The sequence below is a fragment of the Roseateles sp. GW821-FHT03B02 genome, from assembly GCF_059421025.1.
Window position 1 is genome coordinate 276,942 of the sequence record NZ_JBWKUV010000001.1, and the last position, 21,654, is coordinate 298,595.

A 21,654-nucleotide genomic window follows, 5' to 3' on the forward strand; every position below is an offset into this window, starting at 1 on the left:
GGAGCAACGTCACGCGCCCATGCCCCGGCACGTCGGGCGACGTGCCCCTCCTCCTGGAAAGGAAGCACCATGATGACCCTCCTGCGCTGCGCCAAGGCCTGGCTCGCTGCCCTGTTGCTCGCGCCAACGCTGCTGCTGGCCGCGCCCTACGAAGTGATCGGCGCCATCGGCACCAGCCAGACCGGCGGCCCCTTCCTCACCAACCTCGGCAACGGCACGACCCGATGGGTCACGCCCCTCGACTGGACCAACAACAACGCCTTCACGACGGGGCCGCTGTTCTTCATCGCGGCGAGCCAATGGGTCAACGGCTCGCCATCGAACACCACCGCCATGCAGTGGGACGACGCGGCCGGCCTGTTCCGCAAGGGCAACCTGACGGCCGAGGCCGACAACGAGGACCGCTTCATCAATCTGTCCGACACCGACATCAGCTTTGCGGCGCTGAACCCCATCTTCGGCATCGGCGCCGGCGCCAGCCTCGCGGCCTTCAGCCTCGGCTCGTTTGCGCCCGGCCAGACGCTGAGCGCGGACATCAACTTCGTGCTCTCCAACGCCATCGGCGAAATGTGGTTCAACGGCTATATCGTGCAGCAGCGGCTGCCCCTGCCGGGCAGCCTGCCCCTGGTCGCCATCGCGGCGCTCGCGCTTTCGGTGACGCGCCGCACCAGGCATTGAATCCCGTCAGCTCGGCTCCCAGACCAGCGCCAGCGCCAGGGCCGCCTCGGTGACTGCCCGGCCCAGCGCCGTGCCGGGGTCGGGCCGCCTGAGCCGAGGCACGCCCCGGCTCAGGTCGACGCTGCCGACGACCTGCCCCTCGTGCAGCAGTTCGTAGCCCACCGGCGCCGCCGTGGCGAAGGCGCTGCCCTCGAGCCGGTGCACCGAGCGCAGGCCCAGCATCAGGGCATCGTGCCGGTAGCTGCCCTCGCGGGTCTGCTGGCCCCACTGCACCCGGCCCTCGCCGATCTGCAGCACCGCGTTGGACGCGCCCTGCCAGCGGCAGTTCAGCGTCCAGGGCTTGGTGGCCAGCGCCAGCACACCGGCCGTCACCTCGGTCTGGCGCGCCGTGCAGTCGGCCGCGCTGTCGCCCGCCGCCGTCGTCCAGGTGTAGCGCAGCGGCGCGCGCCCGCTGGCCAGGGTGTCGAAGAGGGACAGCCGGTCCGCGCCGCGCTCGTAGCGCACGCGCTGGCCGGCCAGCTCGAACGCCCCGCTGCGGCCCCAGCCCGGCTTGCCGAAGGACTCCTCGGCCACCGCGGCCAGCGACGCGGGCTGCGCCATGCGCGCCTCGCGCACGACGCCACAGCCGGCCAGGCCGGCCAGGCTGGCCAGCACCACAGTTCCACACAGCCAGGGATATCGCATGCGCCACCTTCTCGTCGGTCGATGGCGGCACTCTAGGCGGCAAGCCGGCGCATGCCGGTCCTCACCCATGACTGCCGTCATGCCCGGCGCCAACGGGCTCAGCGCGGCGCGGGCTCCCAGACCAGGGCCAGCGCCAGGGCTGCTTCCGTGACGGCACGCCCCAGCGGCGTGGCCGGGTCGGGGCGGCGCAGGCGGGGCACGGCGCCGCTCAGGTCCAGGCTGCCGACGACGGCGCCCTGGTGCAGCATCTCGTAGCCCACGGCCGCCGTCTGCGGCTGGGCACTGCCTTCCAGCAGATGGGCCGACCGCAGCCCCACCGTCAGCTCGCCGCGACGGTAGGCTCCTTCGCGGCTGAGCCTGCCGCGGCGCATCTGGCCCTCGCCGATCTGCAGCATGGCCGCGGGCGCGGCACCCCAGCGGCAGCTCAGCACCCAGGGCCTGCTGTCGGTCAGCCGACCGTTGGCGCTTTGCTCGGGCGTCCAGGCCTCGCAGACGGCGGCGCTGTCGCCCGCCGGGCCGGCCCAGTTGAAGCGCAGCGGCGGGCGCGTGCTCGCAGGCAGGGCCTCGAACAGCGCCAGCCGCTCCATGCCGCGCTCGTAGCGCACGCGCTGACCATGCAGCGTGAACTCGCCCTGCCGCCCCCAGGCCGGCCGGCCGAGGCTCTCCTCGGCCACGCCGGCCACCGTCGGGGCCTGGGCCATGCGCGCACCCGGCGGCGCCGTGCGCGCGCCTTCGTCCTGTCGCAGGGCGGCACAGCCGGCCAGCAGCGCCGGGAGGACGAGGGTGACGAAGCGTCGTGACAGCATGCAGACGGGTCGGAGTGGAGGGCGGCACGCACTCTAGAGGGCAACGCCCCGCCCGGCCGGTGCAATTGCAAGCGATGGCGTCGCACCGCGACCCCGCCCAACAGATTGTTACCTCCGCCGCCCGTCGCGGCGGGCTGCAGCCGGTCAACGGCAAGCTGCGGGCGGTCGGGAGCGGGTCGCAGCCACCCCTTGCGGGAGGGCATGCTGCGGGCCAGCACGACAGCCCGAAACTCCGCCCATGCCAACCACGACACGCCGCCTCACGCTCGCCGCCCTGGCCTTGCTCGCCGAGGGCCTGCACCTCGGCTGGGAAGCCGGCCACGGCGGCATCGTCACCCACCACCTGATGCAGCGTGCCGATCTGCCGGGCCTGTCCAACGCCTGGGGCCTGCTGGTACTGCCGATGCTGGCCGCCTGGGCGGCGGGCCGACTGCCGGTGCCGGGTGCGCCGGCGCGGCGCTGGGGCCCCGTGGCCCTGGGCTTTGCGCTGCCGCTGCTGCTGGGAGCGGCGCTGTCGTTGGCCTTCAGCCTGCATGCGCAGGCCACGACCGAGGCCTTGTTCTTCGGCCTGCTGCTGCTCGCGCTGCTGCTGCCGGCCCACCGGCCGGAAAGCCTGCTCGGCTTCGTGCTGGGCATGAGCTGGAGCTTCGGTGCGCTGCTGCCGATGTTCATCGGCGCGGCCATCGCGGGCCTGTCCTGGCTCGCCCGCGGCGCGGCACGCCGGGTCTGGCACGCGGTGAAGCCGGCATGAGCGCCGCCACCGTCGGCCGCCGCGAGCTCTGCATCGCCGGCCTGTGCTATCTGGCCATCATCGCGCTGGGCCTGTGGACCGAGGCCTGCGTGCGCGGCACGCTCGTGGTGGCCGGCGACGCCGCAGCCACGGCGCAGCGCATCGCCGCCCACCCCCAGCTGTGGCGCCTGGGCCTGGCCGCCGACCTGCTGATGCAGGTGCTGGACCTGCCCGTCATCGTCGTGCTGTGGCGGCTGCTGCGGCCCGTGAACGAGCCGCTGGCACTGACGGCGACCGGCCTCAACCTCGTGCAGACCGCCGTGCTGGTGGCCAACCGCGTGCAGTTGCTGGCCTCTCTGGAACTGCTGACCAGCCCGGCCCTCGGCGCCGCGCTGGTGCCGGCGCAGCGCGAGGCGCTGGCGATGCTGGCCGTGCAGCTGCATGGCCAGGGCTTCGGCATCGGTCTGATCTTCTTCGGCTTCGCCTGCCTCATCCGCGGCGGGCTGATCCTGCGCAGCGATCGGGTGCCGCGCCTGCTGGGCGGCCTGCTGGCCGTGGCGGGGCTGGCCTATCTCGTCAACAGTTTCGCGCTGCTGCTGGCGCCGGACCTTGCCCGGCTGCTGTTCCCCGCCGTGCTGGCCCCGGCCTTCGTCGGCGAGCTGGTGTTTGCGCTGTGGCTGACGGTGGGCAGGCCGCGCGCCGTCCCGTGATGAAATCGCGCGACTTCAGGAGGCTTCCATGAAACGCGTGACCGGCATCGGTGGCATCTTCTTCAAGTCCCGCGACCCCGCGGCCCTGGCCGAGTGGTACCGGGTGCACCTCGGCGTGGACGTGCAGCCCTGGGGCGGCGCGGCCTTCAGCTGGGTCACGCCCGACAACCCCGGCGGCGTCGGCACGACGATCTGGACGCCCTTCAAGGCCGATACCGAGTACTTCGCGCCGAGCACGGCACCCGTCATGGTCAATTACCGCGTGGCCGACCTGCACGGGTTGATCGCGGCGCTGCGCGCCGAGGGCTGCGAGGTCGTCGGCGAGCCGCAGGACTCGGAGTACGGCAAGTTCGGCTGGGTCATGGACCCCGAGGGCAACAAGATCGAGCTCTGGGAGCCCCCGGCCGGTCAATAGCCGCGCGTGGGATCGGAGGCGCCGGGCTCGGGCGCGGAGGCCGCATCGCCGGCGGCCGCCGCCGGCAGGCCGATGCGCGCGATCGCCAGCTCGCCCGCGAACTCCGAGTAGAACCAATTGCCATCCTGCTCCACGAGGCCCTCGGCGGGCGGCGCGAGCTGCGTGTTGGGCTGGCCCTTGAGCGCGACCGCCATCGTCGCGGCCCACACCGGCAGGGCCAGGCCGCCGCCGCTCTCGCGCTCGCCGAGCGACCTGGGCTGCGGATAGCCTATCCACACCGCACCGGCTCGCGTGGCCTGGAAGCCGCAGAACCAGGCATCGACGGCGTCGTTGGTGGTGCCCGTCTTGCCGTAGAGATCCCAGCGGCCCAGCATGGCGCTGGCGCGCGCCGCCGTGCCCTCGCGGGCGACCGCAGCCAGCAGCTGCGAGGTCATGAAGGCATTGCGCGCGCTGACGGCCTGCCGCGGCTTGGGCGGGTCGGCCTTCCAGATCACCTCGCCCTGGGCGTCCTGCACGCGCTGGATCAGCCAGCCGGTGGGCAGCTGGCCTTCGTTGGCAAACGCCGCGTAGGCCTGGGCCATCTGCAGCGGCGTGACCGAGCCGGTGCCGAGCGCGATGGTCAGGTTCAGCGGCTGCTTGTCCTCGTCGAGCCCGAAGCGGGCCGACCACGCGCGGGCGCGTTGCGGGCCCAGCGCCTGGGCGACGCGGATGGTGACCATGTTCTTGGACCTGGCCAGGGCCTGGCGCAGCGTCAGCGCGTCCTCGTACTGGCCGTCGTAGTTGCGCGGCGCCCAGTCGCCCTGCTCGAAGGGCTGGTCGCTGACCAGCGTGCCGGCCCAGCCGCCCTGCTCGATGAGCGCCGAGTAGATGAAAGGCTTGAAGGCCGAACCCGGCTGGCGCCAGGCCTGGGTGGCGGAGTTGAACTGGTTGCGGGTGAAGTCGAAGCCGCCAACCAGCGCGCGGATGGCGCCGGTGGCCGGGTCCAGCGTGACGACGGCGCCCTCGGCCTGCGGCGTCTGGCTGAGCTGCCACTGCTTGTTGGACTCCAGAACGCGCAGCACCGCACCGCGCTTGAGGGCCTGCAGCGGCCGCATGGCAGCGCCCCTGAGCGCGATGCGCTCGCCGTCGGCCAGCACCAGCTCGGCCGCGCCCTTGTCGACCTTGAGCAGCACGGCGGCGCGCAGCTCGCCGAGGTCGGGGTGGGCGTCGAAGGCGGCGTCCAGCGCGTCGTCCTGGGCCTCGCCTTGCGGCAGCTCCACCGTCGCTTCCGGCCCGCGGAAGGGCTGGCGGCGCTCCAGCTCGAACAGGGCATGGCGCAGCGCCTCCTGGGCCGCCGCCTGTTCGGCGTAGAGCAGCGTCGTCGTCACCGTGAGGCCGCGCGTATAGACGTCCTCGCCGAAGCGGGTCAGCATCTCCTGACGCACCATCTCGGCGGCATGGTCGGCAATGCCGGACAGGCGCTTGGGGCGCTGGATGTTGAGCGGCTGCTCGCGCGCCGCCCTGGCCTGCTCGGCCGTGATCTGCCCCACCGCCACCAGCCGCTCCAGCACGACGGCCTGGCGGCGCTTGGCGCGGCCGAGGTTCTGCACCGGGTTGAAGCCCATGGGGTTCTTGGGCAGGCCGATCAGCAGGGCCATCTCGCCCGTCGTGAGCTTGTCCAGCGTCTTGCCGTAGTAACGCTCGGCCGCTGCGGCGAAGCCGTAGGCGCGGTTGCCGAGGAAGATCTGGTTCATGTAGATCTCGAGGATCTGCTCCTTGCTCAGCGCATGCTCGATCTTGATGGCCAGCAGCGCCTCGACGGCCTTGCGCGACCAGCGCTGCTCCTTGGTCAGGTAGGTGTCGCGGGCGAGCTGCTGCGTGATGGTGGAGGCGCCGTGCAGCGGGCCGCTGTGGGTCAGGTTGCGGAACATCGCGCGCACGATGCCGCCGAAGTCGATGCCCGAGTGCGCGTAGAAATCGGCGTCCTCCACGGCCAGCAGCGCGTCCTGCATGGGCTTGGGGATGTCCTTCAGCGCGACGAAGCGGCGCCGCTCGGCGCCGAACTCGCCCAGCAACTGGCCGTCGGCGCTCAGCACGCGCAGCGGCTGGTGGGGCTGGTAGTCGGTCAGCACGTCCAGCGCCGGCAGCTGCTGCCACAGGAAGATCGCGACGATGGCGCCGACGAGCATGAGAAAGAGGGGCAGGCCCAGCAGGGCCATCAACCAGGGGCGGGCCAGCATGGCCTGGACAAGCGCGGAACGAGGCAGCACGGGTGAGGATTTCTTCGGTGTTCAGGCCCGGCCGGCGGCGCGGGCGGCATGAGACGACAGCTGGGCCGTCAGGGCGGGCAGGCGCATCTCGTCTCCTGGTTCGACTGGGCCGCAGCTTAGCGCCACGGCGGGCACGCGTGCCCTCGTGCCGTAAGTCATGGTGCCGTCGCGCCGTCGGCCGCGGCCGCGGCTTCGTCGGGTGATCCGCAGGCTTCGTCCGGCGGTGGCTGACCGGGCGGCCGGCGATCTCTAACTTTGCGCCATCGCCAACCCCATGGAGATCGCCATGAAGACCCTGCTGCCCCTGCTGCTGCTCGCCGCCGCCCCCTTGGCCCTCGCCGCCCCGGCCAATTGCCCCGATGCCGGCGCTCAGCTGACCGAGTACCTCGCCAGCGCGAAGCAGCGCGTCGGCCAGGACGGCGAGGTGCGCGTCGAGTTCGAGGTGGACGCCCACGGCCGCGCCCAGTTGCTCGCGCTGGACGGCTCGCGCGTCTACCGCACGCCGGTGCGCATCGCGATGCAGTCGCTGGACTGCCAGCGTGGCACGCCGCAGCGCTACGTCCTTAACATCCGCTTCGCCGACCCCACGCCCGTGACGGCCGCCGCCGCGGCCTCGGCCACGCTCGCGCAGGCAGTCCGCACCGACGCCCGCTGACCCCACTTCATGCCGCCCTCGCCCGCGCCTGTCACCCGCCCGCTGCTGCGCCGCCCGGCGCTGGCCGTGGCCGCCGTGGTGTGCCTGGCGCTGGCGGCCGGGCTGATGCTGCCCGAGCTGGTGAACTGCAAATTCGCCAGCGAGGACGGGGGCTGCCGCGCCGCCCACCTGCCGGGCAGCAATGCCTGGCTGGCCGTCGCCGTCATGCTCTACAGCATCTGGCTGGGCGCCGTGCTCAGCCACCCCTGGCTGCCGCGCTCGCCGCAACTGCGCAGCAGCGGGCTGGCGGCGCAGATCGTGCTGCTCGCGATGCTGAGCACCTTCGTCGGCATGCTGGGCCACCGCTTCGGCGGGCCCGACATCTTCTTCTCGCCCTACAACGTGCAGGTGCAGCTCATCCTGTCCAGCTGCGCCTGCCTGGCGCTGGAATACCACCAGCGCGGCCGCCGCCGCGAGGCGGATGCCGAGTCCCTGCATCGCAGCGAGCAGGCCCAGGCCGGCCAGCTCGACGCCGCGCGCGCGGCGCTGCTGCAGGCCCAGGTCGAGCCGCATTTCCTCTTCAACACCCTGGCCCATCTGCGCCGCCTGGCCCGCACCGACGCGCCTGCCGCACGCGCCATGCTGGGCGACCTGCGCCGCTACCTCGCTGCCGCCCTGCCCGAGCTGCGCCAGGCAGAGACGCCGCTGGCCCGCGAGCTGGAGCTGGTGAGTGCTTTCCTGGCACTGCACCAGCGACGCATCGGGTCCGACCGGTTGACGCTGCGCTACGAGATCGCGCCCGGGCTGGACGAGGTCATCGTCCCGTCGACCTGCCTACTGACGCTGGCCGAGAACGCCATCAAGCACGGCATCGGGCCGCAGGTGGAGGGTGGCGAGATCTGCGTGCGGGCCGAGCCGGACCGCGAGGCCGCAGGGCTGCTCCGTCTGGAGGTCGCCGACACCGGCGCCGGCATGGGCAGCGGCAGCGGCAGCGGCACGGGCCTGGCCACGCTGCGCGCGCGCCTCGCGGCGGCCTACGGTCCGCAAGCGCGCCTGAGCCTGCACATCAACCAGCCGCGCGGCCTCGTCGCGCGCGTGCAGCTGCCGTGGCGATGAAGCTCGACCTGCACCCCGGCGACATGCGCTGGATGCTGCTCGTCGGCGCCGCCACGCTGATCGCCAACGGCACGCCGCTGGGCAACAGCATGCCCGGCAACGACCTGGTGAACGCGCTGACCTACAACGTGCTGCAGTTCGGCGTGCCGGCCGTGCTGCTTGTGCGCCTGGCCGATGCCTTGGTCGACGCGCGCCGCCTGCCGGCCTGGATGGCCTACCCGGCCGTCGTGCTGACGACGGTGATCGGCGGTGTCTGGGTCATCGCGCCGGCCCTGTACCCGCTGCTGGGCAAGGTGGACTGGTGGACGGACGAGGCCAACTACGCGCTGGCGAGCACCACCTTCGTCTGGCATGCCCTGGGCGTGACCGTCTACGTGCAGCTGCGCTTCTCCCAGCGCGCGCAGGCCCGGCTGGCGGCGCTGCGCGACGCGGCCGCCCGGCGCGAGCGCCAGCTCGCCGCGACCCAGCTGCTGGCCCTGCAGGCCCGCGTGGACCCGGTCCTGCTGTCCGAACGCCTGGCTGCCATCGATGCCGAACTGGAGGCTGAGCCGCTGCGCGCCCAGGCACGGCTGGCCGCGCTGATCGAGCTGCTGCGCGCCCTGCAGCCCCACGTCGAGGCCGAGGTGTCGACGCTGGCGCGCGAGATCGCCGCGCTGCGCGCCTACGCGCGGCTGGTCAGCGCCGACGCCCAGCACACCGAGAGGCTGCACCTGGCCAACCTCGCCGATCCCCCCGACTGGCCGCTCGCGCCCATGGTGCTGCTGCCCCTGGTGCGGCCGCTGCTGGACGAGGGCACGACGCTGTGGAGCCTGTCGCTGCAAAGCGGCGCCGGGCGGGCGGAACTGCGGCTGCGCGCGCTGGGCCCCGACCTCACGCAGACCCGGCTCGCGGCCGAACGCGTGCCCCTGTCCGCGCTGTCCCGCCGGCTGCAGGCCGTGCACGGCGAGGCGGCGTCGCTGGACCTGTTCATCGAAGATATGCCGCTGTTCAAGCTGACCTGGCCCACGCCGACCTGACCTCGACATGACCCGCGTGCTGATTGCCGAAGACGAAGCCCTACTCGCCGCCGAGATCCGCGAGGAGCTGCTGCGCCAGTGGCCCGAGGCCCGCGTCGTCGGCATGGCGCGCGACGGCCACGAGGCGCTGCGCCTGGTGGAACAGCTGGCGCCCGAGGTCTGCTTCCTGGACGTGCAGATGCCGGGCCTCTCCGGCCTGGAAGTGGCCCAGCTCATCGGCCGTCGCGCCCACGTCGTCTTCATCACAGCCCACGAGCGCTACGCGGTGCAGGCCTTCGACGAGGGCGCAGTGGGCTATCTGCTGAAACCCCTGGACCCGGTGCGCATGGCCAAGACGCTGCTGCGGCTAAAGGAGCGGCTTGCGCAGCCCCCCGCCGACCTCGGCGGCCTAGCCGCCCGCGCGGCGCCCGCTGCGAGCGTGGAGCCGCTGCGCTGGATCACCGTGCAGCGCGGCCGCGAGCTGCAGCTCATCACGGTGGAGGACGTGGCCTATTTCCGCGCCGACCACAAATACGTCGCCGTCGTCACGGCCGACAGCGAGGCGCTGATCTCGGTGCCGCTGAAGGAGCTCGTCGCGCGCCTGGACGGCGAGCACTTCTGGCAGGTGCACCGCTCCACGATCGTCAACGCGCGGGCGATCAAGTCGGTCAGCCGGTCCCTGAGCGGCAAGCTCAGCATCGCGCTGAAGGACAGGCCGGAGACGCTGGAGGTCTCACCGGCCTACGCGCACCGCTTCAAGCAGCTCTAGCCCTTGAGGCCGAAAAGCTCGGCGGCATTGCCCCAGGCGATGCGCTGGGCGACCTCGCCCGGCAGCTGACCGAGCCAGCTGCGGTATTCCGAGAAAAGACCCTCGTAGTGCTGCCAGCGTTGGGTGACCCAGGTGTCGGCGCCGATCAGAAAACGCCCCGGATGCTGGACGAACAACGTGCGCCAGTCATCGCTGAGCCGGCCATCGACGGTGATGCCGGGCCGGTAGGACAGCTCGCCGCGCAGCCCCGGGTGCCGGGCCAGCAGTTCTCTCACGCGCGACACGGGCTCGCCGGAGATGCCGGTATGCGCCCAGATCAGGGACGCTCCCGGCGCATGGCCCAGCAGCTTGTCCACGGCCACGTCATCCACATGGGCCAGCACGGTCAGGCCGCGCTCGCGGGCCAGCTTCATCAGCGCCACGGCCGTCGGCCCATCGGCATTCGCGCTGTCGTAGAGATGGAACTCGCCCAGGCCGCGGAAGGGGCCGGCCGGGCTGCCCTGGGCGAGCAGCGCCAGCCCCATGCGGCGGATGCTGTCGTCGGCGAACCAGCCGGTGTAGTCGGCCCGGTTGCGGTAGAGGCGGACGAACGGCACCCACTGCGGCCCGGCCTCCGCCACCAGGCGCAGCGTGCCGTCGTTGGGCCGGCTGTTGACGAGGGCACCGCGCACGCCGGCACGGGCCATGCGAGCCAGCACATCGGCCGGCGGGTGCGGGGCCTGGGCGTCGTCGTTGTAGTGCAGGTGGGCGTCGAAGACGGGGCCGGCGTAGTCGGCGGCGCGGGCCGGAACCGGCAGGCCGGCCAGCAGCAGGGCGCGGCGCTTCACACGGCCCTTTCCGCCGCGGCGATGAGGCGGCTGACGCGCGACACCGACAGGCCCAGCTGGCCGGCCAGCTCCGTCATCGCCACGCCGCCCTCGGTGTGGGCCAGCCACAGCGCCTGCTCGCGGATGCCGCCGGCCCGCTTCATCCACTCGCCGAAGCCCGGTCGGGCCGTGCGCCGGGGCGCCGTGGCAGCGGCCCGCATGCGCGCGGCGAAGTCGGCGTCACCGAGAAAGATCTGCCCGCGCAGCCGCCCGGGCCAGAGCTGCAGGCCGGGATCGGAGGCGACGAGGCGGGCATAGCGCTCGCCGGCCAGGCGGTGCTGGCCGGGCGTCGTCGCCGGGCGGCCGAGCAGGTGGCCGTGCAGGCCGTCGATGTCCAGCCATTCGGGCGCGGCCTCCATGCCGGCCAGCGCGCGGAAGCTCGAACCCGCCCAGTCAGCCGCGCCGCGGGCCAGGCCCAGGCGTACCGGGTTGAGGTCAATGTAGCGGCAGGCATCCAGCAGGTAGCGCTCGCGGTCCACCAGCACGGCATGGAAACGCCCACGGAACAACGGCCCGCTGGCACCGTGGCGGCGCTGGTGGTGCTGGGTGTAGACGCCGTTCACATGGCGCATCAGCTGCGAGAGATTGGCGCGGCGGGTGAACAGCAGCAGGTGGTAGTGGTCGGGCAGCAGCGCATAGGCCAGGGCCTGGGCGTCGAAGCGGTGCAGGGCCTGGGCCAGCAGCGCGCGCATCTCGGCGCGGTCGGTGTCGTCCACGAAGGCCTGCTGCCCGCTCTCGGACGGGCAGTGCGCACCGATCAGATAGACGGCGCCGGCGATCTCCAGGCGGGCAGGCCTTGCCATGCGCCACCTTAAGTCTGGCCGCCCGGAATGGCAAGATGGCGGTCTGCCGGCCATCCTCCCGCCTCATGAAGACCCATCAGCTCGAAATCCAGAAGTTCAAGGCCGCCGCCAACAACCTGCAAGGCCAGGTCGTGTTCAAGGTCGATGCCCTCGTGGCGCCACGCACGCCCGTCGACGGCATCGAGCCCAGCAGCCTGCTCGTGATGACCGAGCAGAACGCCCGCGTGCTGATGGCCCTGCTGAAGACGCAGCTCGCCGAATTCGACAGCAAGAAACCCAAGAGCCGCCACGGCCGCCACGGCTGAACCGGAAGACAACCCATGCAGTACCCCCACTACAACCCCGCCTCCGACAACCGCCCGCTGGCCGACGAGGAGCTGAACGATCTCGACGAACTGCTCGCCGCGCTGCCGACGGAGGACGCGATGAACATCGAGGCCCTGGACGGCTATCTCGCCGGCCTGTTGCTGACGCCCGGCCGCCAGCTGGCCGAGCTGCCCGGCGCCGACTGGCTGCCGGTGATCTGGGGAGGCGACGGCGCAGGCGACGACCATGCCCCCTTCGTCAGCGGCAAGCAGCGCAAGAAGGTCGTCATGCTGGTGCTGCGCCATCTGCACTCCATCGCCACCGCCTGGGCCCAGCGTCCGCAGGGCTGGGAGCCCATCTTCAGCTTTGCCGACGGCGAGGACGAGGACACCGAGTACGCCGACGCCGAGGACTGGGCCGCCGGCTTCCTGATGGCCGTGGACGGCGCACCCGAGGCCTGGGCGCCCTGGTTCGACGGTGCCGAGACCGGCCCGCTGCTGGCCCCGATTGCCGCCCTGGGCGGCGAGGATGGCCCGCTGGCCGAAGGCTCCGCTGCCGAGCGCGATGAGGCCAGCCGAAAGATTCCTGACGCCATGCTGGCGCTGTGGGCGATCCGCCAGAAAAGCTGACCCCCTCAACACAGGTAGCACGCCGGCGCCGGTTTACGTCAAACTCGGGCCATGCTCCACACCGTGCTCGCCGCTCTGGGCCTCGCCGTCTGCATCGCGCTGGCGGTGCACATGGCCCTGCCCTACCGGGCACGCGCACGGGTGGATGCGGCCATGGCGTGGCTGGTCGCCTGGCTGCGGGCACGGATCGACCGTCTGACCGGCTGGCGCCGCCGCCAGCGCCAGACACGCGCCGCGGCGCTGGAAGCCGAGCGTGTCATCCGCCGGGCCCGCGAATCGGCGCAGGGCGACGCGCGGCTGGACGGCGAGTGGGACGGCAACGTCTACCGGCCCAAGAGCTTCGAGAAGCCCAAGAAGCCGCACTGATCAGTCGGCGGACTGCTGCAGGCGCCACATCTCTGCGTAACGGCCGCCCCGGGCCAGCAACGCGTCATGCCGCCCGCGCTCGACGATGCGGCCCTGCTCCAGCACGATGATCTCGTGCGCGTCCACCACTGTCGAAAGCCGGTGGGCGATGACCAGCACGGTCTTGTTCTGGCCCACCGACTCCAGCTCGGCCTGGATGGCGCGCTCGTTGGTCGAGTCCAGCGCCGAGGTGGCCTCGTCGAAGATCAGGATGGGCGGGTTCTTCAGCAGCGTGCGCGCAATGGCCACACGCTGCTTCTCGCCGCCCGACAGCTTGAGGCCGCGCTCGCCGACCATGGTGTCGTAACCCAGCGGCGTGGCGGCGATGAAGGCGTGGATGTGGGCGGCACGCGCCGCCCCCTCGACCTCCTGCTGGCCCGCCCCCGGGCGGCCGTAGGCGATGTTGTAGGCCACGGTGTCGTTGAAGAGCACAGTGTCCTGCGGCACGATGCCGATGGACCGGCGCAGGCTGGACTGCGTGACGGCGCGGATGTCCTGGCCGTCGATGCGGATGGCCCCCGAGTCGATGTCATAGAAGCGGTACAGCAGCCGCGCCAGCGTGCTCTTGCCCGAGCCGCTGGGGCCGACGACGGCCACCTTCCTGCCCGCCGGGATCTCGAAGCTGACGCCATGCAGGATGGGGCGCGCCGGATCGTAGGCGAAGCGCACGTTGTCGAAGACGACGCTGGCGCCGCCCACCTGCAGGTCGGTTGCGCCGGGCGTGTCGGCCACCTCGCGCTCGCGGTCCAGCAGCCGGAACATCTTCTCGATGTCGGTCAGGCTCTGCTTGATCTCGCGGTAGATCACGCCGAGGAAGTTCAGCGGGATGTAGAGCTGGATCATGAAGGCGTTGACCATGACAAGGTCGCCGAGGCTCATGTGGCCGTCCACCACGCCCTGCGTCGCCCGCCACAGCATCAGCACCAGGGCCGTGGCGATGATGAGCTGCTGGCCGGTGTTGAGCAGGGACAGCGTCGTCTGGCTCTTCAGCTGGGCACGGCGCAGCTTCTCCAGGCTCTCGTCGTAGCGGCGGGCCTCGAAGTCCTCGTTGTTGAAGTACTTGACCGTCTCGTAGTTCAGCAGCGAGTCGATGGCCTTGCTGTGGGCCACCGAATCCAGCTCGTTGAGCATCTTGCGAAACTTGGTACGCCACTCGGTGACGACGACGGTGAAGGCGATGTAGACGACCAGGGCTGCCACCGTGATGCCGGCGAACCAGACGTCGAACTTGACGCCCAGCAACGTCAGCACGAGCACCACCTCGATCAGCGTCGGCACGATGCTGTACAGCGAATAGCTGATCAGCGAATGCACGGCCCGCGTGCCGCGCTCGATGTCGCGCGTCATGCCGCCGGTCTGGCGCTCCAGGTGGAAGCGCAGACTCAGGTCATGCAGATGCCGGAACACCTGCAGGGAGATGCTGCGCGCCGTGCCCTCGGTGGCCTTGGCGAAGATCAGCTCGCGCAGCTCGGTGAACAGCGACGTCGACAGCCGCAGCGCGCCATAGGCCAGCAGCAGCCCCAGCGGCACCACGAGCAGGGTCTGGGGAGATCCCGGCTTAAGGTCCAGCGCGTCGATGAGGTGCTTGAGCAAGATGGGCACGCCCACATTGCTGAGCTTGGCGCCCACCATGAAGGCCAGCGCCAGGCCCACGCGCCAGCGGTAGCGCCACAGATAGGGCAGCAGGCGGCCGACCGTGCCCCAGTCGCCTTGCGTGGCGGGAGCGGTGCCCATGGCTGGCACGGAGGATGCTGATGTGAGGGATCTCAAGCGCAGGACCGAGAATGTGGATCGATGAATTGTTGCAAGTAGAAGCGATGACCCAGGATTCAAGCCCCGCTCAAACCCAGCCCCATCCCCGCGAGCTGGTGCTGCGCGTGATGCCCATGCCCGCCGACGCGAATGCCAACGGCGACATCTTCGGCGGCTGGATCATGGCCCAGGTGGACATCGCCGGCTCCATCCTGCCGGCGCGCCTATCCCGCGGCCGCGTCACGACGGTGGCCGTCAACGAGTTCGTGTTCAAGCAGCCGGTCTCCGTCGGCGACCTGCTGAGCTTCTACGCGACGGTGACCCGTGTGGGCCGCACGTCCATCACCGTGCACGTGGAAGTGATGGCTGAGCGCGACCCGGAAAACCTGCACGTGGTCAAGGTGACCGAGGCCAACCTGACCTACGTGGCCATCGACCGCGAAGGCAAGCCCAGGCCGCTGACGATCTGATCGGCCAGGGCTTCGGCCCACAGCGCATAGCCGGCGGGGCCCGGATGGAAGCCATCCTCGGCCATCAGCCCGGCCGCGTTGCGCTGCATCGATGCGGGCAGCAGCACGACTCTCCGGTCGGCATGGCTGGCGACGCTGCGGGCCAGCGCCGCATTGAAGCGCGCCGCCTGGCGCCCGAAAAACCAGCGCAACGGCTGGGGCAGCAGCGGGAAGGCCTGCATCGGTGGCGCACCGCAATGCAGGCTCAGGCGCACACGGGCCCGCGCGGTCGCGAGCGCGTGGATGCCGTTCAGCGCATCGAGCGCCCGGCGCGGCGCGATCTGATCGACCACGTCGTTGACGCCCAGGGCCGTGATCAGCACGTCGGCCGGCGCCACCTCGCTGGCCTGCAGCTGGGCAAGCGCCTGCTCGCTGCGATGGCCGCTGGTGGCAATGAGCTGCCAGCCCACCGGCTGGCCCAGACGCGTCGCGAGGGCTTGCGCCAAGCGGCCAGCCAGCGCTTCGTTCTGGTGCGGGGCCCCGACACCGGCCGCGGAGGAATCGCCCACGATGAGCAGGCGCAAGGCGGAGCCTTCGGCCGTGCGCGGCCCGGCCGCCTCAGGCAGGCGCAGCGCCGTCGCGCGAACGCGCCGGCCCTGCAGGATCAGCAGCGGGCCGAGCGCGATCTTCGTCAGGGTCAGGAAAATTTGGAGAAGTCCGGTGCGCGCTTCTGGAAGAAGGCCTGGAAGGCCTCCATCGCCTCGGGGCTGCGCAGGCGGGCGCCAAAGATGGCGGCCTCGCGCGTGATGGCGGCCTTGACGGCGTCGCGCTGGGCGTCACGGATCAGCTTCTTGCTGTCGCGCACGGCACCGGGGGCCAGCGTGTTGAAGCGCTCGGCGATGCGGCGGGCGTGGTTCAGCACTTCGCTGCCCGGCAGCACGCGGTTGGCGATGCCGCATTCGACGGCCTGCTCACCGGTGAAGGGATCGCCCAGCAGCAGTTTCTCGGCCGCACGGCGGTTGCCGATCAGCTGCGGCAGCACGACGCTGGAGGCAAACTCGGGCACCAGGCCCAGCGCCACGAAAGGCATGGCCAGGCGGGCTTCATCCGAGACAAAGACGAAGTCACAGTGCAGCAGCATGGTCGTGCCGATGCCTATGGCGGCACCGGTCACGGCGGCGACCACCGGCTTCGTGCTGTCCACCAGCGCATGCATGAACTGGAAGGTCGGCGCGTCTTCGCCGCGCGTCGGGCCGGCCATGAAGTCTTCGAGGTCGTTGCCCGAGGTGAAGATGCCGGGCTGGCCGGTGATCAGCACGGCGCGCACGGCCGGGTCGGCGTCGGCCGCGCGCAGCGCATCGGCCATGGCCTGGTACATGGCCTGGGTGATGGCGTTCTTCTTCTCGGGGCGGGCGATCTCGATGGTCGCGACGCCGTTGACGGTGTAGCTCTTGATGGTCATGACGGGGTCCTCAAGCGGTTGCGGTCTTGGCGTGGAACTGGGTCCAGTGGTTCGCCAAGTGCATCAGATGGGCTCGCTCGTACTGCGGCTTGGTCAGCTCGCCGTAGGCGAAATGAGGCCGCAGCGTACCGTTGAATTGGGCGAAGGCGTCCATCGCGGCCAGGAGACGGTTCACCGAGGTCTTGAGCGCCTGCGAGGCGTCCAGGGCCGGCGCGCCGGGAATGGGCTCGTCGAGGCTGTGGCTCATCTCGCCGCGCGCGTTGAAGACCGCAAAGGCGGCCGAACCAATGGAGGAACGGAACCAGGCGCCCTTGAGCGCCGGAAAGCCCTGCATCGAGAACTCGATGCTCTGGGCGAGGTGCTGCAGCACCTGACTGAGATTCCAGGGGTTGCCCTGGACGACTTTCTCGCTGAACAGCAGGTCCAGCACGGCCTGCTGGGCCTGCTGCCAGCTGGTGAAGGTGTCCAGCCTGCCTGAACAGGCGGCGAGCGGCGTCGCCGCGAGCAACACCGTGGAGGTCTTGAGCGCGCGGCGACGGTTCATGGTTTACAGCCTTTCGAAAATGCCTGCAGCGCCTTGGCCGGCGCCAACGCACATTGTGACCATGCCGTACTTGCCACCAGTGCGACGCAGACCGTGGATGACCGAGGCCGCACGGATGGCGCCGGTGGCGCCCAGCGGGTGGCCCAGGGCGATGGCGCCGCCGTTGGGGTTGACCTTGGCACGGTCCAGCTCGATGCCCTTGCCGTCCAGGTCGTTCAGCACGGCCAGGGATTGGGCAGCGAAGGCTTCGTTCAGCTCGACCCAGTCCAGGTCCTTGGCCGACAGGCCCGCCATCTTGAGCGCGGCCGGGATGGCTTCGATGGGGCCGATGCCCATGATCTCGGGCGGCACGCCGCGCACGGCGAAGGACACGAAACGGGCCAGCGGCGTCAGGTTGTAGCGCTTGAGGGCCGCTTCGCTGACGATGATGAGACCGCCCGAACCGTCGGAGGTCTGCGAGCTGTTGCCGGCGGTGACGCTGCCCTTGGCGGCGAACACAGGCCTGAGCTTGGCCAGTCCTTCCAGCGAGGTGTCAGGACGGGCGCCTTCGTCGAGCTTGACGGTGCGGGTCTTGGTGTTGACGCTGCCGTCGGCCAGGTTGGGCGTGCGCTCGATGACGTCGAAGGGCGTCATCTCGGCGTCGAACCAGCCGGCCTGCATGGCGGCCACGGCGCGGCGGTGCGATTCCACCGAGAAGGCATCCTGGGCCTCGCGGCTGATCTTCCATTGCGCAGCGACCTTCTCGGCCGTCAGGCCCATGCCGTAGGCGATGCCGATGTTCTCGTCACGCTCGAAGATCAGCGGGCTCAGGGACGGCTTGTTGCCGCCCATGGGGATCATGGACATGGACTCGACGCCGCCGGCGAACATCACGTCGGCCTCGCCGACGCGGATGCGGTCCGCGGCCATCTGCACGGCGGTGATGCCGGAGGCGCAGTAGCGGTTGATCGTCACGCCGCCGACGGTGGGACCGAAGCCGGCCAGCACCGAGGCCACGCGGGCGATGTTCATGCCCTGCTCGCCTTCGGGGAAGGAGCAGCCGACGATGGCGTCTTCGATCGCCTTGGCTTCCAGGCCCGGGGCTTGCGCCAGGGCGGCCTGCATGACCTTGACGAGCATCTCGTCAGGGCGGGTGTTCTTGAAGTAGCCGCGGCCGCTCTTGCCGATGGGCAGACGGGTGGCGGAGACGATGTAGGCGTCTTGGACTTGCTTGCTCATGTTTGTTCCTTTCAAGCCTGGGGCTTCTCTTTGGGCACCCAGGCCCAGACAAATTCACACTCGATCGGCTCGATGCCGGCTTCGTCGGTCACGGTCACCGCGACCTTGACCTCACCTTTGGTTTCGTTGGCCATCGCTTGGCGCTGCGCCGCCGTCAGGTGCGCCTTGGCGATGAGGCCGCCGGTGGCGCGCTTCTTGAAGTTCACCTGCAGCGACTTGCACAGCGGCAGGCAGTCGTCACGCACATTCATGCCCACCACCATGCCGGTGGCGGTCTCGGCGAGCAGCGACATCGCGGCCGCATGCACGCCCTTGATGTGGTTCTGCACCGGGCGCTTGTTGGCGACGCGGATCTCGCTGCTCTCTGGCGTGAGAGCAATGAAATCGAGCGATGCCGTGCCGGTGAAGGGCACGGCACGGCGCAGCGCTAAGTTGCGCGCGGCGCCCCGCAGCGGGCCGGGCAGGCCGTCCAGCTTGGCGAGGGTGCGTTGAAGCCGGTTCACGGTTGATCTCAGTTGCGGACGGGCTTGCCGGTCTGCAGCATGCCCATGATCCGTTCCTGCGTCTTGGGGTTGTCGAGCAACGAGCAGAAGTGCTTGCGCTCCAGGGCCATCAGGTATTCCTCGGTGACCAGGGAACCCGCCTCGACCTCGCCACCGCAGACCACGTCGGCGATCGCCGCGGCCAGGTGGTAGTCGTGGGCGCTGACGAAGCCGCCGTCGCGCATGTTGGCAACCTGGCCCTTGATCGTCGCGATGCCGCTGCGGCCGGCGACCGGGAACATGACCTTGTGCGGCGGCCGGTAGCCGGCCTCGCTCATGCCGAGCGCGGTGGCCGTGGCCACGTGCAGCAGCTCGTCCTTGTGCGGCACGATGACGTCGCTGTCGAGCAGGAAGCCGTTCTTGCGCGCTTCGTGGGCCGAGGTCGCGACCTTGGCCGTCGCGGCGGTCAGGAAGCCGTCCTTCAGGAAGCTCAGGATGTCCGCACCGGCATTGCCGGCAGCGGCCATCTCGGCGGCGCGGCGGGCGATATAGGTCAGGCCGCCACCGCCGGGCACCAGGCCCACGCCGACTTCGACCAGGCCGACATAGCTCTCGACGTGGGCGACTCGGCGGGCGCAGTGCACGGCCAGCTCGGCGCCACCGCCCAGGGCCAGGCCACGCATCGCGGCGACGACAGGCACATTGGCGTAGCGCAGGCGCAGCATCATGTCCTGCAGCTTCTTCTCTTCAGGCGCGATGCCCTTGCTGCCCATCTTCATGAAGACGGGCATCAGGCTCTCGAGGTTGGCGCCGGCCGAGAACACGTCGTCAGGCGACCAGATGACCATGCCCTTGTAGTCGGCTTCGGCAATCTCGACAGCCTTCAACAGGCCTTCGGTGACGGCCGGGCTGATCAGGTGCAGCTTGGCGGTGATGGAGGCGATGACGACCTTGCTGTCCAGCGTCCAGACGCGCACTTCCTCGTTCCTGAACAGCTCGGTGCCCGACTTCAGCGGGTCGGCAGCGCCGGTGCCCAGCAGCGACTCGGGGAAGGCTTGGCGGGCATAGACCGGCAGCTCGCTGCGCGGCTTGAACTTGCCTTCAGCAGCGCTCCACGAGCCCGCAGGGGTGTGCACGCCACCGGCTTCGGCGACCGGGCCTTCGGTGACCCAGGCCGGCAGCGGCGCGCTGGACAGGGTCTTGCCGTCGGCGATGTCGGCCGAGATCCACTCGGCGACCTGCTTCCAGCCAGCGGCTTGCCACAGCTCGAAGGGGCCTTGCTGCGTGCCGAAGCCCCAGCGCATCGCGAAGTCGATCTCGCGGGCCGTGTCAGCCACGGTGTTCAGGTGCACGGCGGCGTAGTGGAAGCTGTCGCGCAGGATGGCCCACAGGAACTGGGCTTGCGGGTTACTGCTCTCGCGCAGCAGCTTCAGGCGATCGGCCGGGGCCTTCTTCAGCATGCGGGCGACAATCTCGTCGGCCTTCTTGCCGCCGGCGACGTACTCACCGGTGGCGAAGTCCAGGCGCTGGATGTCCTTGCCGACCTTCTTGTAGAAGCCTGCACCGGTCTTCTGGCCCAGGGCGCCCTTCTGGATCAGCCCAGCCAGCACGGCCGGCGTGGCGTAGGTGCTGTAGAAGGGGTCGTCCTTCAGGTTGTCCTGCATGGTCTTGACGACGTGAGCCATGGTGTCCAGGCCGACGACGTCCGCGGTGCGGAAAGTACCCGACGACGCGCGGCCCAGCTTCTTGCCGGTCAGGTCGTCGACGACGTCCACGCTCAGGCCGAACTTCTCGGCCTCGATCATCGTGGCCATCATGCCGGCGATGCCGACGCGGTTGGCGACGAAGTTGGGCGTGTCATGGGCGCGCACGACGCTCTTCCCCAGCGACGTGGTCACGAAGGCTTCGAGCTGGTCGAGGATTTCCGGCTGCGTGGTCGGCGTGTTGATCAGCTCGACCAGGGCCATGTAGCGCGGCGGGTTGAAGAAGTGGATGCCGCAGAAGCGCGGCTTGATTTCTTCGGGCAGCACTTCGGAGAGCTTGGTGATGCTCAGGCCCGAGGTGTTGCTTGCCACGATGGCGTGTGGGGCCACGAACGGCGCGATCTTGGTGTACAGGTCGAGCTTCCAGTCCATGCGCTCGGCGATGGCCTCGATGATGAGGTCGCAGCCGCGCAGCACCTCGAGGTGCTCTTCGTAGTTGGCCTGCTGGATCAGCGCGGCTTCGGAGGCGTCACCCAGCGGCGCGGGCTTGAGCTTCTTCAGGCCGTCGACGGCCTTGGTGACGATGCCGTTCTTGGCACCTTCCTTGGCGGGCAGGTCGAACAGCACGACCGGCACCTTGCAGTTGACGAGGTGGGCGGCGATCTGCGCGCCCATCACGCCGGCGCCGAGCACGGCGACCTTGCGGACTTGGAATCGACTCATGGGTTCTTGCTCCTAAAGATTCTGATGAACTTGCGGGACTGACCAGGCGGGCTTGCCCGGCTGCTCTGTCCCCAACTGATTTGTCACTCGACGCGAATCCACGTCTGCGTGCGGTAGAAGGGGCCGATGTAGCCGCGCATCTCCAGTTTCTTGCCGCCCTCGATCGGCTTGAGCCGCGTGCGGTAGGTCTTGCCATTGTTGGGGTCGAGGATCTCGCCGCCACCCCAGGTGCCATCGCCCTCGCCCTTCACGCCGCGGATGATCTGCAGGCCGACGACCGGCTTGTCCTTGCGGTCGTCGCTGCACTTGTCGCACTTGCCGTCGACGGGGTCCTTGGGGTCCAGCAGCTTGTCGATGCTGCCGATGAGGGTGCCCCCCTGTTCGCTGATGCGGACCAGCGACTTCGCGGTTTTGCCGTCGTCGTCAATGGTCTTCCACAGGCCCACGGGTGAAGTCTGCGCGAAGGCAAACGCGGGCAACAGCAGGGCAGCAGCGAACAGGAATTTCATCGGGGCATCCTTGTCAT

At 70.2% G+C, this 21,654-nt stretch carries 25 protein-coding genes; 12 read left to right on the plus strand and 13 right to left on the minus strand.

Features of this window, described 5'->3' with window-relative positions:
- Positions 1 to 69: 69 nt before the first annotated feature.
- On the plus strand, positions 70 to 678 hold the full coding sequence (locus AC07VX_RS01265) for a hypothetical protein (RefSeq protein WP_493163545.1): 609 nt from the start codon (positions 70 to 72) through the stop codon (positions 676 to 678).
- Positions 679 to 684: 6 nt separating this feature from the next.
- Here the strand turns inward: AC07VX_RS01265 and AC07VX_RS01270 are convergent, their stop codons facing one another.
- Both AC07VX_RS01270 and AC07VX_RS01275 read right to left on the minus strand, forming a co-directional pair.
- The gene (locus tag AC07VX_RS01270; protein WP_493163544.1) at positions 685 to 1,362 is read right to left on the minus strand and encodes a hypothetical protein; all 678 of its coding nucleotides are present in this window, start codon (positions 1,360 to 1,362) and stop codon (positions 685 to 687) included.
- A gap of 98 nt (positions 1,363 to 1,460) precedes the next feature.
- On the minus strand, positions 1,461 to 2,168 hold the full coding sequence (locus AC07VX_RS01275; protein WP_493163543.1) for a hypothetical protein: 708 nt from the start codon (positions 2,166 to 2,168) through the stop codon (positions 1,461 to 1,463).
- A 238-nt stretch (positions 2,169 to 2,406) separates the two neighbouring features.
- On the opposite strand from AC07VX_RS01275, the gene AC07VX_RS01280 reads away from it, so the two are divergent.
- Genes AC07VX_RS01280 through AC07VX_RS01290 form a run of 3 tightly spaced genes read left to right on the plus strand, consistent with a single transcriptional unit; the run spans position 2,407 to position 4,023 of the window.
- Positions 2,407 to 2,919 carry a hypothetical protein gene (locus AC07VX_RS01280; protein WP_493163542.1) on the plus strand — a complete coding sequence of 171 codons (513 nt, stop codon included), beginning with the start codon at positions 2,407 to 2,409 and terminating at the stop codon, positions 2,917 to 2,919.
- Positions 2,916 to 3,608, plus strand: a complete 693-nt coding sequence (locus tag AC07VX_RS01285; RefSeq protein ID WP_493163541.1) for a DUF4386 domain-containing protein — start codon at positions 2,916 to 2,918, stop codon at positions 3,606 to 3,608. The genes AC07VX_RS01280 and AC07VX_RS01285 overlap by 4 nt, the downstream gene beginning before the upstream one ends.
- Positions 3,609 to 3,636: 28 nt before the next feature.
- Positions 3,637 to 4,023: a VOC family protein gene (locus tag AC07VX_RS01290; RefSeq protein ID WP_493163540.1), complete on the plus strand. Its 387-nt coding sequence runs from the start codon at positions 3,637 to 3,639 to the stop codon at positions 4,021 to 4,023.
- Here AC07VX_RS01290 and AC07VX_RS01295 read toward each other — a convergent pair.
- On the minus strand, positions 4,017 to 6,272 hold the full coding sequence (locus AC07VX_RS01295; RefSeq protein ID WP_493163539.1) for a penicillin-binding protein 1A: 2,256 nt from the start codon (positions 6,270 to 6,272) through the stop codon (positions 4,017 to 4,019). The genes AC07VX_RS01290 and AC07VX_RS01295 overlap by 7 nt on opposite strands.
- A gap of 286 nt (positions 6,273 to 6,558) precedes the next feature.
- Here AC07VX_RS01295 and AC07VX_RS01300 point away from each other — a divergent pair, with 286 nt between their 5' ends.
- Genes AC07VX_RS01300 through AC07VX_RS01315 form a run of 4 tightly spaced genes read left to right on the plus strand, consistent with a single transcriptional unit; the run spans position 6,559 to position 9,786 of the window.
- Positions 6,559 to 6,927 (plus strand): hypothetical protein, encoded by a 369-nt coding sequence (locus tag AC07VX_RS01300; RefSeq protein ID WP_493163538.1) that lies wholly within the window; start codon positions 6,559 to 6,561, stop codon positions 6,925 to 6,927.
- A gap of 9 nt (positions 6,928 to 6,936) precedes the next feature.
- Positions 6,937 to 8,022 (plus strand): sensor histidine kinase, encoded by a 1,086-nt coding sequence (locus AC07VX_RS01305; protein WP_493163537.1) that lies wholly within the window; start codon positions 6,937 to 6,939, stop codon positions 8,020 to 8,022.
- Positions 8,019 to 9,038, plus strand: coding sequence for a LytS family sensor histidine kinase (locus AC07VX_RS01310; RefSeq protein WP_493163536.1), 1,020 nt, complete (start codon positions 8,019 to 8,021; stop codon positions 9,036 to 9,038). The genes AC07VX_RS01305 and AC07VX_RS01310 overlap by 4 nt, the downstream gene beginning before the upstream one ends.
- Positions 9,039 to 9,045: 7 nt before the next feature.
- The gene (locus tag AC07VX_RS01315) at positions 9,046 to 9,786 is read left to right on the plus strand and encodes a LytR/AlgR family response regulator transcription factor (RefSeq protein ID WP_493163535.1); all 741 of its coding nucleotides are present in this window, start codon (positions 9,046 to 9,048) and stop codon (positions 9,784 to 9,786) included.
- Here AC07VX_RS01315 and AC07VX_RS01320 read toward each other — a convergent pair.
- Together AC07VX_RS01320 and AC07VX_RS01325 are read right to left on the minus strand one after the other, a co-directional pair.
- Positions 9,783 to 10,613 (minus strand): amidohydrolase family protein, encoded by an 831-nt coding sequence (locus AC07VX_RS01320; protein ID WP_493163534.1) that lies wholly within the window; start codon positions 10,611 to 10,613, stop codon positions 9,783 to 9,785. The two genes, AC07VX_RS01315 and AC07VX_RS01320, sit on opposite strands and share 4 nt — an antisense overlap.
- The gene (locus AC07VX_RS01325; protein WP_493163533.1) at positions 10,610 to 11,455 is read right to left on the minus strand and encodes a transposase; all 846 of its coding nucleotides are present in this window, start codon (positions 11,453 to 11,455) and stop codon (positions 10,610 to 10,612) included. The genes AC07VX_RS01320 and AC07VX_RS01325 overlap by 4 nt, the downstream gene beginning before the upstream one ends.
- Before the next feature lie 65 nt (positions 11,456 to 11,520).
- Here AC07VX_RS01325 and AC07VX_RS01330 point away from each other — a divergent pair, with 65 nt between their 5' ends.
- Genes AC07VX_RS01330 through AC07VX_RS01340 form a run of 3 tightly spaced genes read left to right on the plus strand, consistent with a single transcriptional unit; the run spans position 11,521 to position 12,756 of the window.
- Complete coding sequence (locus tag AC07VX_RS01330; protein ID WP_493163532.1) at positions 11,521 to 11,760, plus strand: hypothetical protein; 240 nt, start codon at positions 11,521 to 11,523, stop codon at positions 11,758 to 11,760.
- Between the two features lie 15 nt (positions 11,761 to 11,775).
- Entirely contained in the window at positions 11,776 to 12,390 is a 615-nt protein-coding gene (locus tag AC07VX_RS01335) for a UPF0149 family protein (protein ID WP_493163531.1), read from the plus strand.
- 51 nt (positions 12,391 to 12,441) lie between these two features.
- Positions 12,442 to 12,756, plus strand: coding sequence for a hypothetical protein (locus AC07VX_RS01340; RefSeq protein WP_493163530.1), 315 nt, complete (start codon positions 12,442 to 12,444; stop codon positions 12,754 to 12,756).
- On the opposite strand, the gene AC07VX_RS01345 is transcribed toward AC07VX_RS01340, so the two are convergent.
- On the minus strand, positions 12,757 to 14,529 hold the full coding sequence (locus AC07VX_RS01345; RefSeq protein ID WP_493163529.1) for an ABCB family ABC transporter ATP-binding protein/permease: 1,773 nt from the start codon (positions 14,527 to 14,529) through the stop codon (positions 12,757 to 12,759).
- Between the two features lie 83 nt (positions 14,530 to 14,612).
- Between AC07VX_RS01345 and AC07VX_RS01350 the strand changes: the two genes are divergently transcribed.
- The gene (locus AC07VX_RS01350; protein ID WP_493163528.1) at positions 14,613 to 15,017 is read left to right on the plus strand and encodes an acyl-CoA thioesterase; all 405 of its coding nucleotides are present in this window, start codon (positions 14,613 to 14,615) and stop codon (positions 15,015 to 15,017) included.
- Here the strand turns inward: AC07VX_RS01350 and AC07VX_RS01355 are convergent.
- The 7 genes from AC07VX_RS01355 to AC07VX_RS01385 form a co-directional block, all read right to left on the minus strand.
- Entirely contained in the window at positions 14,969 to 15,580 is a 612-nt protein-coding gene (locus tag AC07VX_RS01355; RefSeq protein WP_493163527.1) for an SGNH/GDSL hydrolase family protein, read from the minus strand. The two genes, AC07VX_RS01350 and AC07VX_RS01355, sit on opposite strands and share 49 nt — an antisense overlap.
- A 113-nt stretch (positions 15,581 to 15,693) precedes the next feature.
- On the minus strand, positions 15,694 to 16,458 hold the full coding sequence (locus tag AC07VX_RS01360) for an enoyl-CoA hydratase (RefSeq protein WP_493163526.1): 765 nt from the start codon (positions 16,456 to 16,458) through the stop codon (positions 15,694 to 15,696).
- 10 nt (positions 16,459 to 16,468) lie between these two features.
- Positions 16,469 to 17,002 (minus strand): DUF1569 domain-containing protein, encoded by a 534-nt coding sequence (locus tag AC07VX_RS01365; protein ID WP_493163525.1) that lies wholly within the window; start codon positions 17,000 to 17,002, stop codon positions 16,469 to 16,471.
- 3 nt (positions 17,003 to 17,005) lie between these two features.
- Entirely contained in the window at positions 17,006 to 18,220 is a 1,215-nt protein-coding gene (locus tag AC07VX_RS01370) for an acetyl-CoA C-acyltransferase (RefSeq protein ID WP_493163524.1), read from the minus strand.
- A gap of 11 nt (positions 18,221 to 18,231) precedes the next feature.
- Positions 18,232 to 18,723: a DUF4442 domain-containing protein gene (locus tag AC07VX_RS01375; RefSeq protein ID WP_493163523.1), complete on the minus strand. Its 492-nt coding sequence runs from the start codon at positions 18,721 to 18,723 to the stop codon at positions 18,232 to 18,234.
- An 8-nt stretch (positions 18,724 to 18,731) separates the two neighbouring features.
- Entirely contained in the window at positions 18,732 to 21,128 is a 2,397-nt protein-coding gene (locus AC07VX_RS01380) for a 3-hydroxyacyl-CoA dehydrogenase/enoyl-CoA hydratase family protein (protein WP_493163522.1), read from the minus strand.
- 83 nt (positions 21,129 to 21,211) lie between these two features.
- The gene (locus AC07VX_RS01385) at positions 21,212 to 21,637 is read right to left on the minus strand and encodes a DUF2147 domain-containing protein (RefSeq protein ID WP_493163521.1); all 426 of its coding nucleotides are present in this window, start codon (positions 21,635 to 21,637) and stop codon (positions 21,212 to 21,214) included.
- Positions 21,638 to 21,654: the final 17 nt, after the last annotated feature.

Bases quoted from the DNA above. Each gene is read 5' to 3' on its own strand.
- AC07VX_RS01280 (WP_493163542.1), top strand. From the start codon at position 2,407: ATGCCAACCACGACACGCCGCCTCACGCTCGCCGCCCTGGCCTTGCTC.
- AC07VX_RS01290 (WP_493163540.1), top strand. From the start codon at position 3,637: ATGAAACGCGTGACCGGCATCGGTGGCATCTTCTTCAAGTCCCGCGAC.
- AC07VX_RS01360 (WP_493163526.1), bottom strand. From the start codon at position 16,458: ATGACCATCAAGAGCTACACCGTCAACGGCGTCGCGACCATCGAGATC.
- AC07VX_RS01285 (WP_493163541.1), top strand. From the start codon at position 2,916: ATGAGCGCCGCCACCGTCGGCCGCCGCGAGCTCTGCATCGCCGGCCTG.
- AC07VX_RS01380 (WP_493163522.1), bottom strand. From the start codon at position 21,128: ATGAGTCGATTCCAAGTCCGCAAGGTCGCCGTGCTCGGCGCCGGCGTG.
- AC07VX_RS01325 (WP_493163533.1), bottom strand. From the start codon at position 11,455: ATGGCAAGGCCTGCCCGCCTGGAGATCGCCGGCGCCGTCTATCTGATC.
- AC07VX_RS01370 (WP_493163524.1), bottom strand. From the start codon at position 18,220: ATGAGCAAGCAAGTCCAAGACGCCTACATCGTCTCCGCCACCCGTCTG.
- AC07VX_RS01350 (WP_493163528.1), top strand. From the start codon at position 14,613: ATGACCCAGGATTCAAGCCCCGCTCAAACCCAGCCCCATCCCCGCGAG.
- AC07VX_RS01315 (WP_493163535.1), top strand. From the start codon at position 9,046: ATGACCCGCGTGCTGATTGCCGAAGACGAAGCCCTACTCGCCGCCGAG.
- AC07VX_RS01265 (WP_493163545.1), top strand. From the start codon at position 70: ATGATGACCCTCCTGCGCTGCGCCAAGGCCTGGCTCGCTGCCCTGTTG.
- AC07VX_RS01345 (WP_493163529.1), bottom strand. From the start codon at position 14,529: ATGGGCACCGCTCCCGCCACGCAAGGCGACTGGGGCACGGTCGGCCGC.
- AC07VX_RS01340 (WP_493163530.1), top strand. From the start codon at position 12,442: ATGCTCCACACCGTGCTCGCCGCTCTGGGCCTCGCCGTCTGCATCGCG.
- AC07VX_RS01305 (WP_493163537.1), top strand. From the start codon at position 6,937: ATGCCGCCCTCGCCCGCGCCTGTCACCCGCCCGCTGCTGCGCCGCCCG.
- AC07VX_RS01385 (WP_493163521.1), bottom strand. From the start codon at position 21,637: ATGAAATTCCTGTTCGCTGCTGCCCTGCTGTTGCCCGCGTTTGCCTTC.
- AC07VX_RS01365 (WP_493163525.1), bottom strand. From the start codon at position 17,002: ATGAACCGTCGCCGCGCGCTCAAGACCTCCACGGTGTTGCTCGCGGCG.
- AC07VX_RS01270 (WP_493163544.1), bottom strand. From the start codon at position 1,362: ATGCGATATCCCTGGCTGTGTGGAACTGTGGTGCTGGCCAGCCTGGCC.
- AC07VX_RS01310 (WP_493163536.1), top strand. From the start codon at position 8,019: ATGAAGCTCGACCTGCACCCCGGCGACATGCGCTGGATGCTGCTCGTC.
- AC07VX_RS01335 (WP_493163531.1), top strand. From the start codon at position 11,776: ATGCAGTACCCCCACTACAACCCCGCCTCCGACAACCGCCCGCTGGCC.
- AC07VX_RS01330 (WP_493163532.1), top strand. From the start codon at position 11,521: ATGAAGACCCATCAGCTCGAAATCCAGAAGTTCAAGGCCGCCGCCAAC.
- AC07VX_RS01275 (WP_493163543.1), bottom strand. From the start codon at position 2,168: ATGCTGTCACGACGCTTCGTCACCCTCGTCCTCCCGGCGCTGCTGGCC.
- AC07VX_RS01300 (WP_493163538.1), top strand. From the start codon at position 6,559: ATGAAGACCCTGCTGCCCCTGCTGCTGCTCGCCGCCGCCCCCTTGGCC.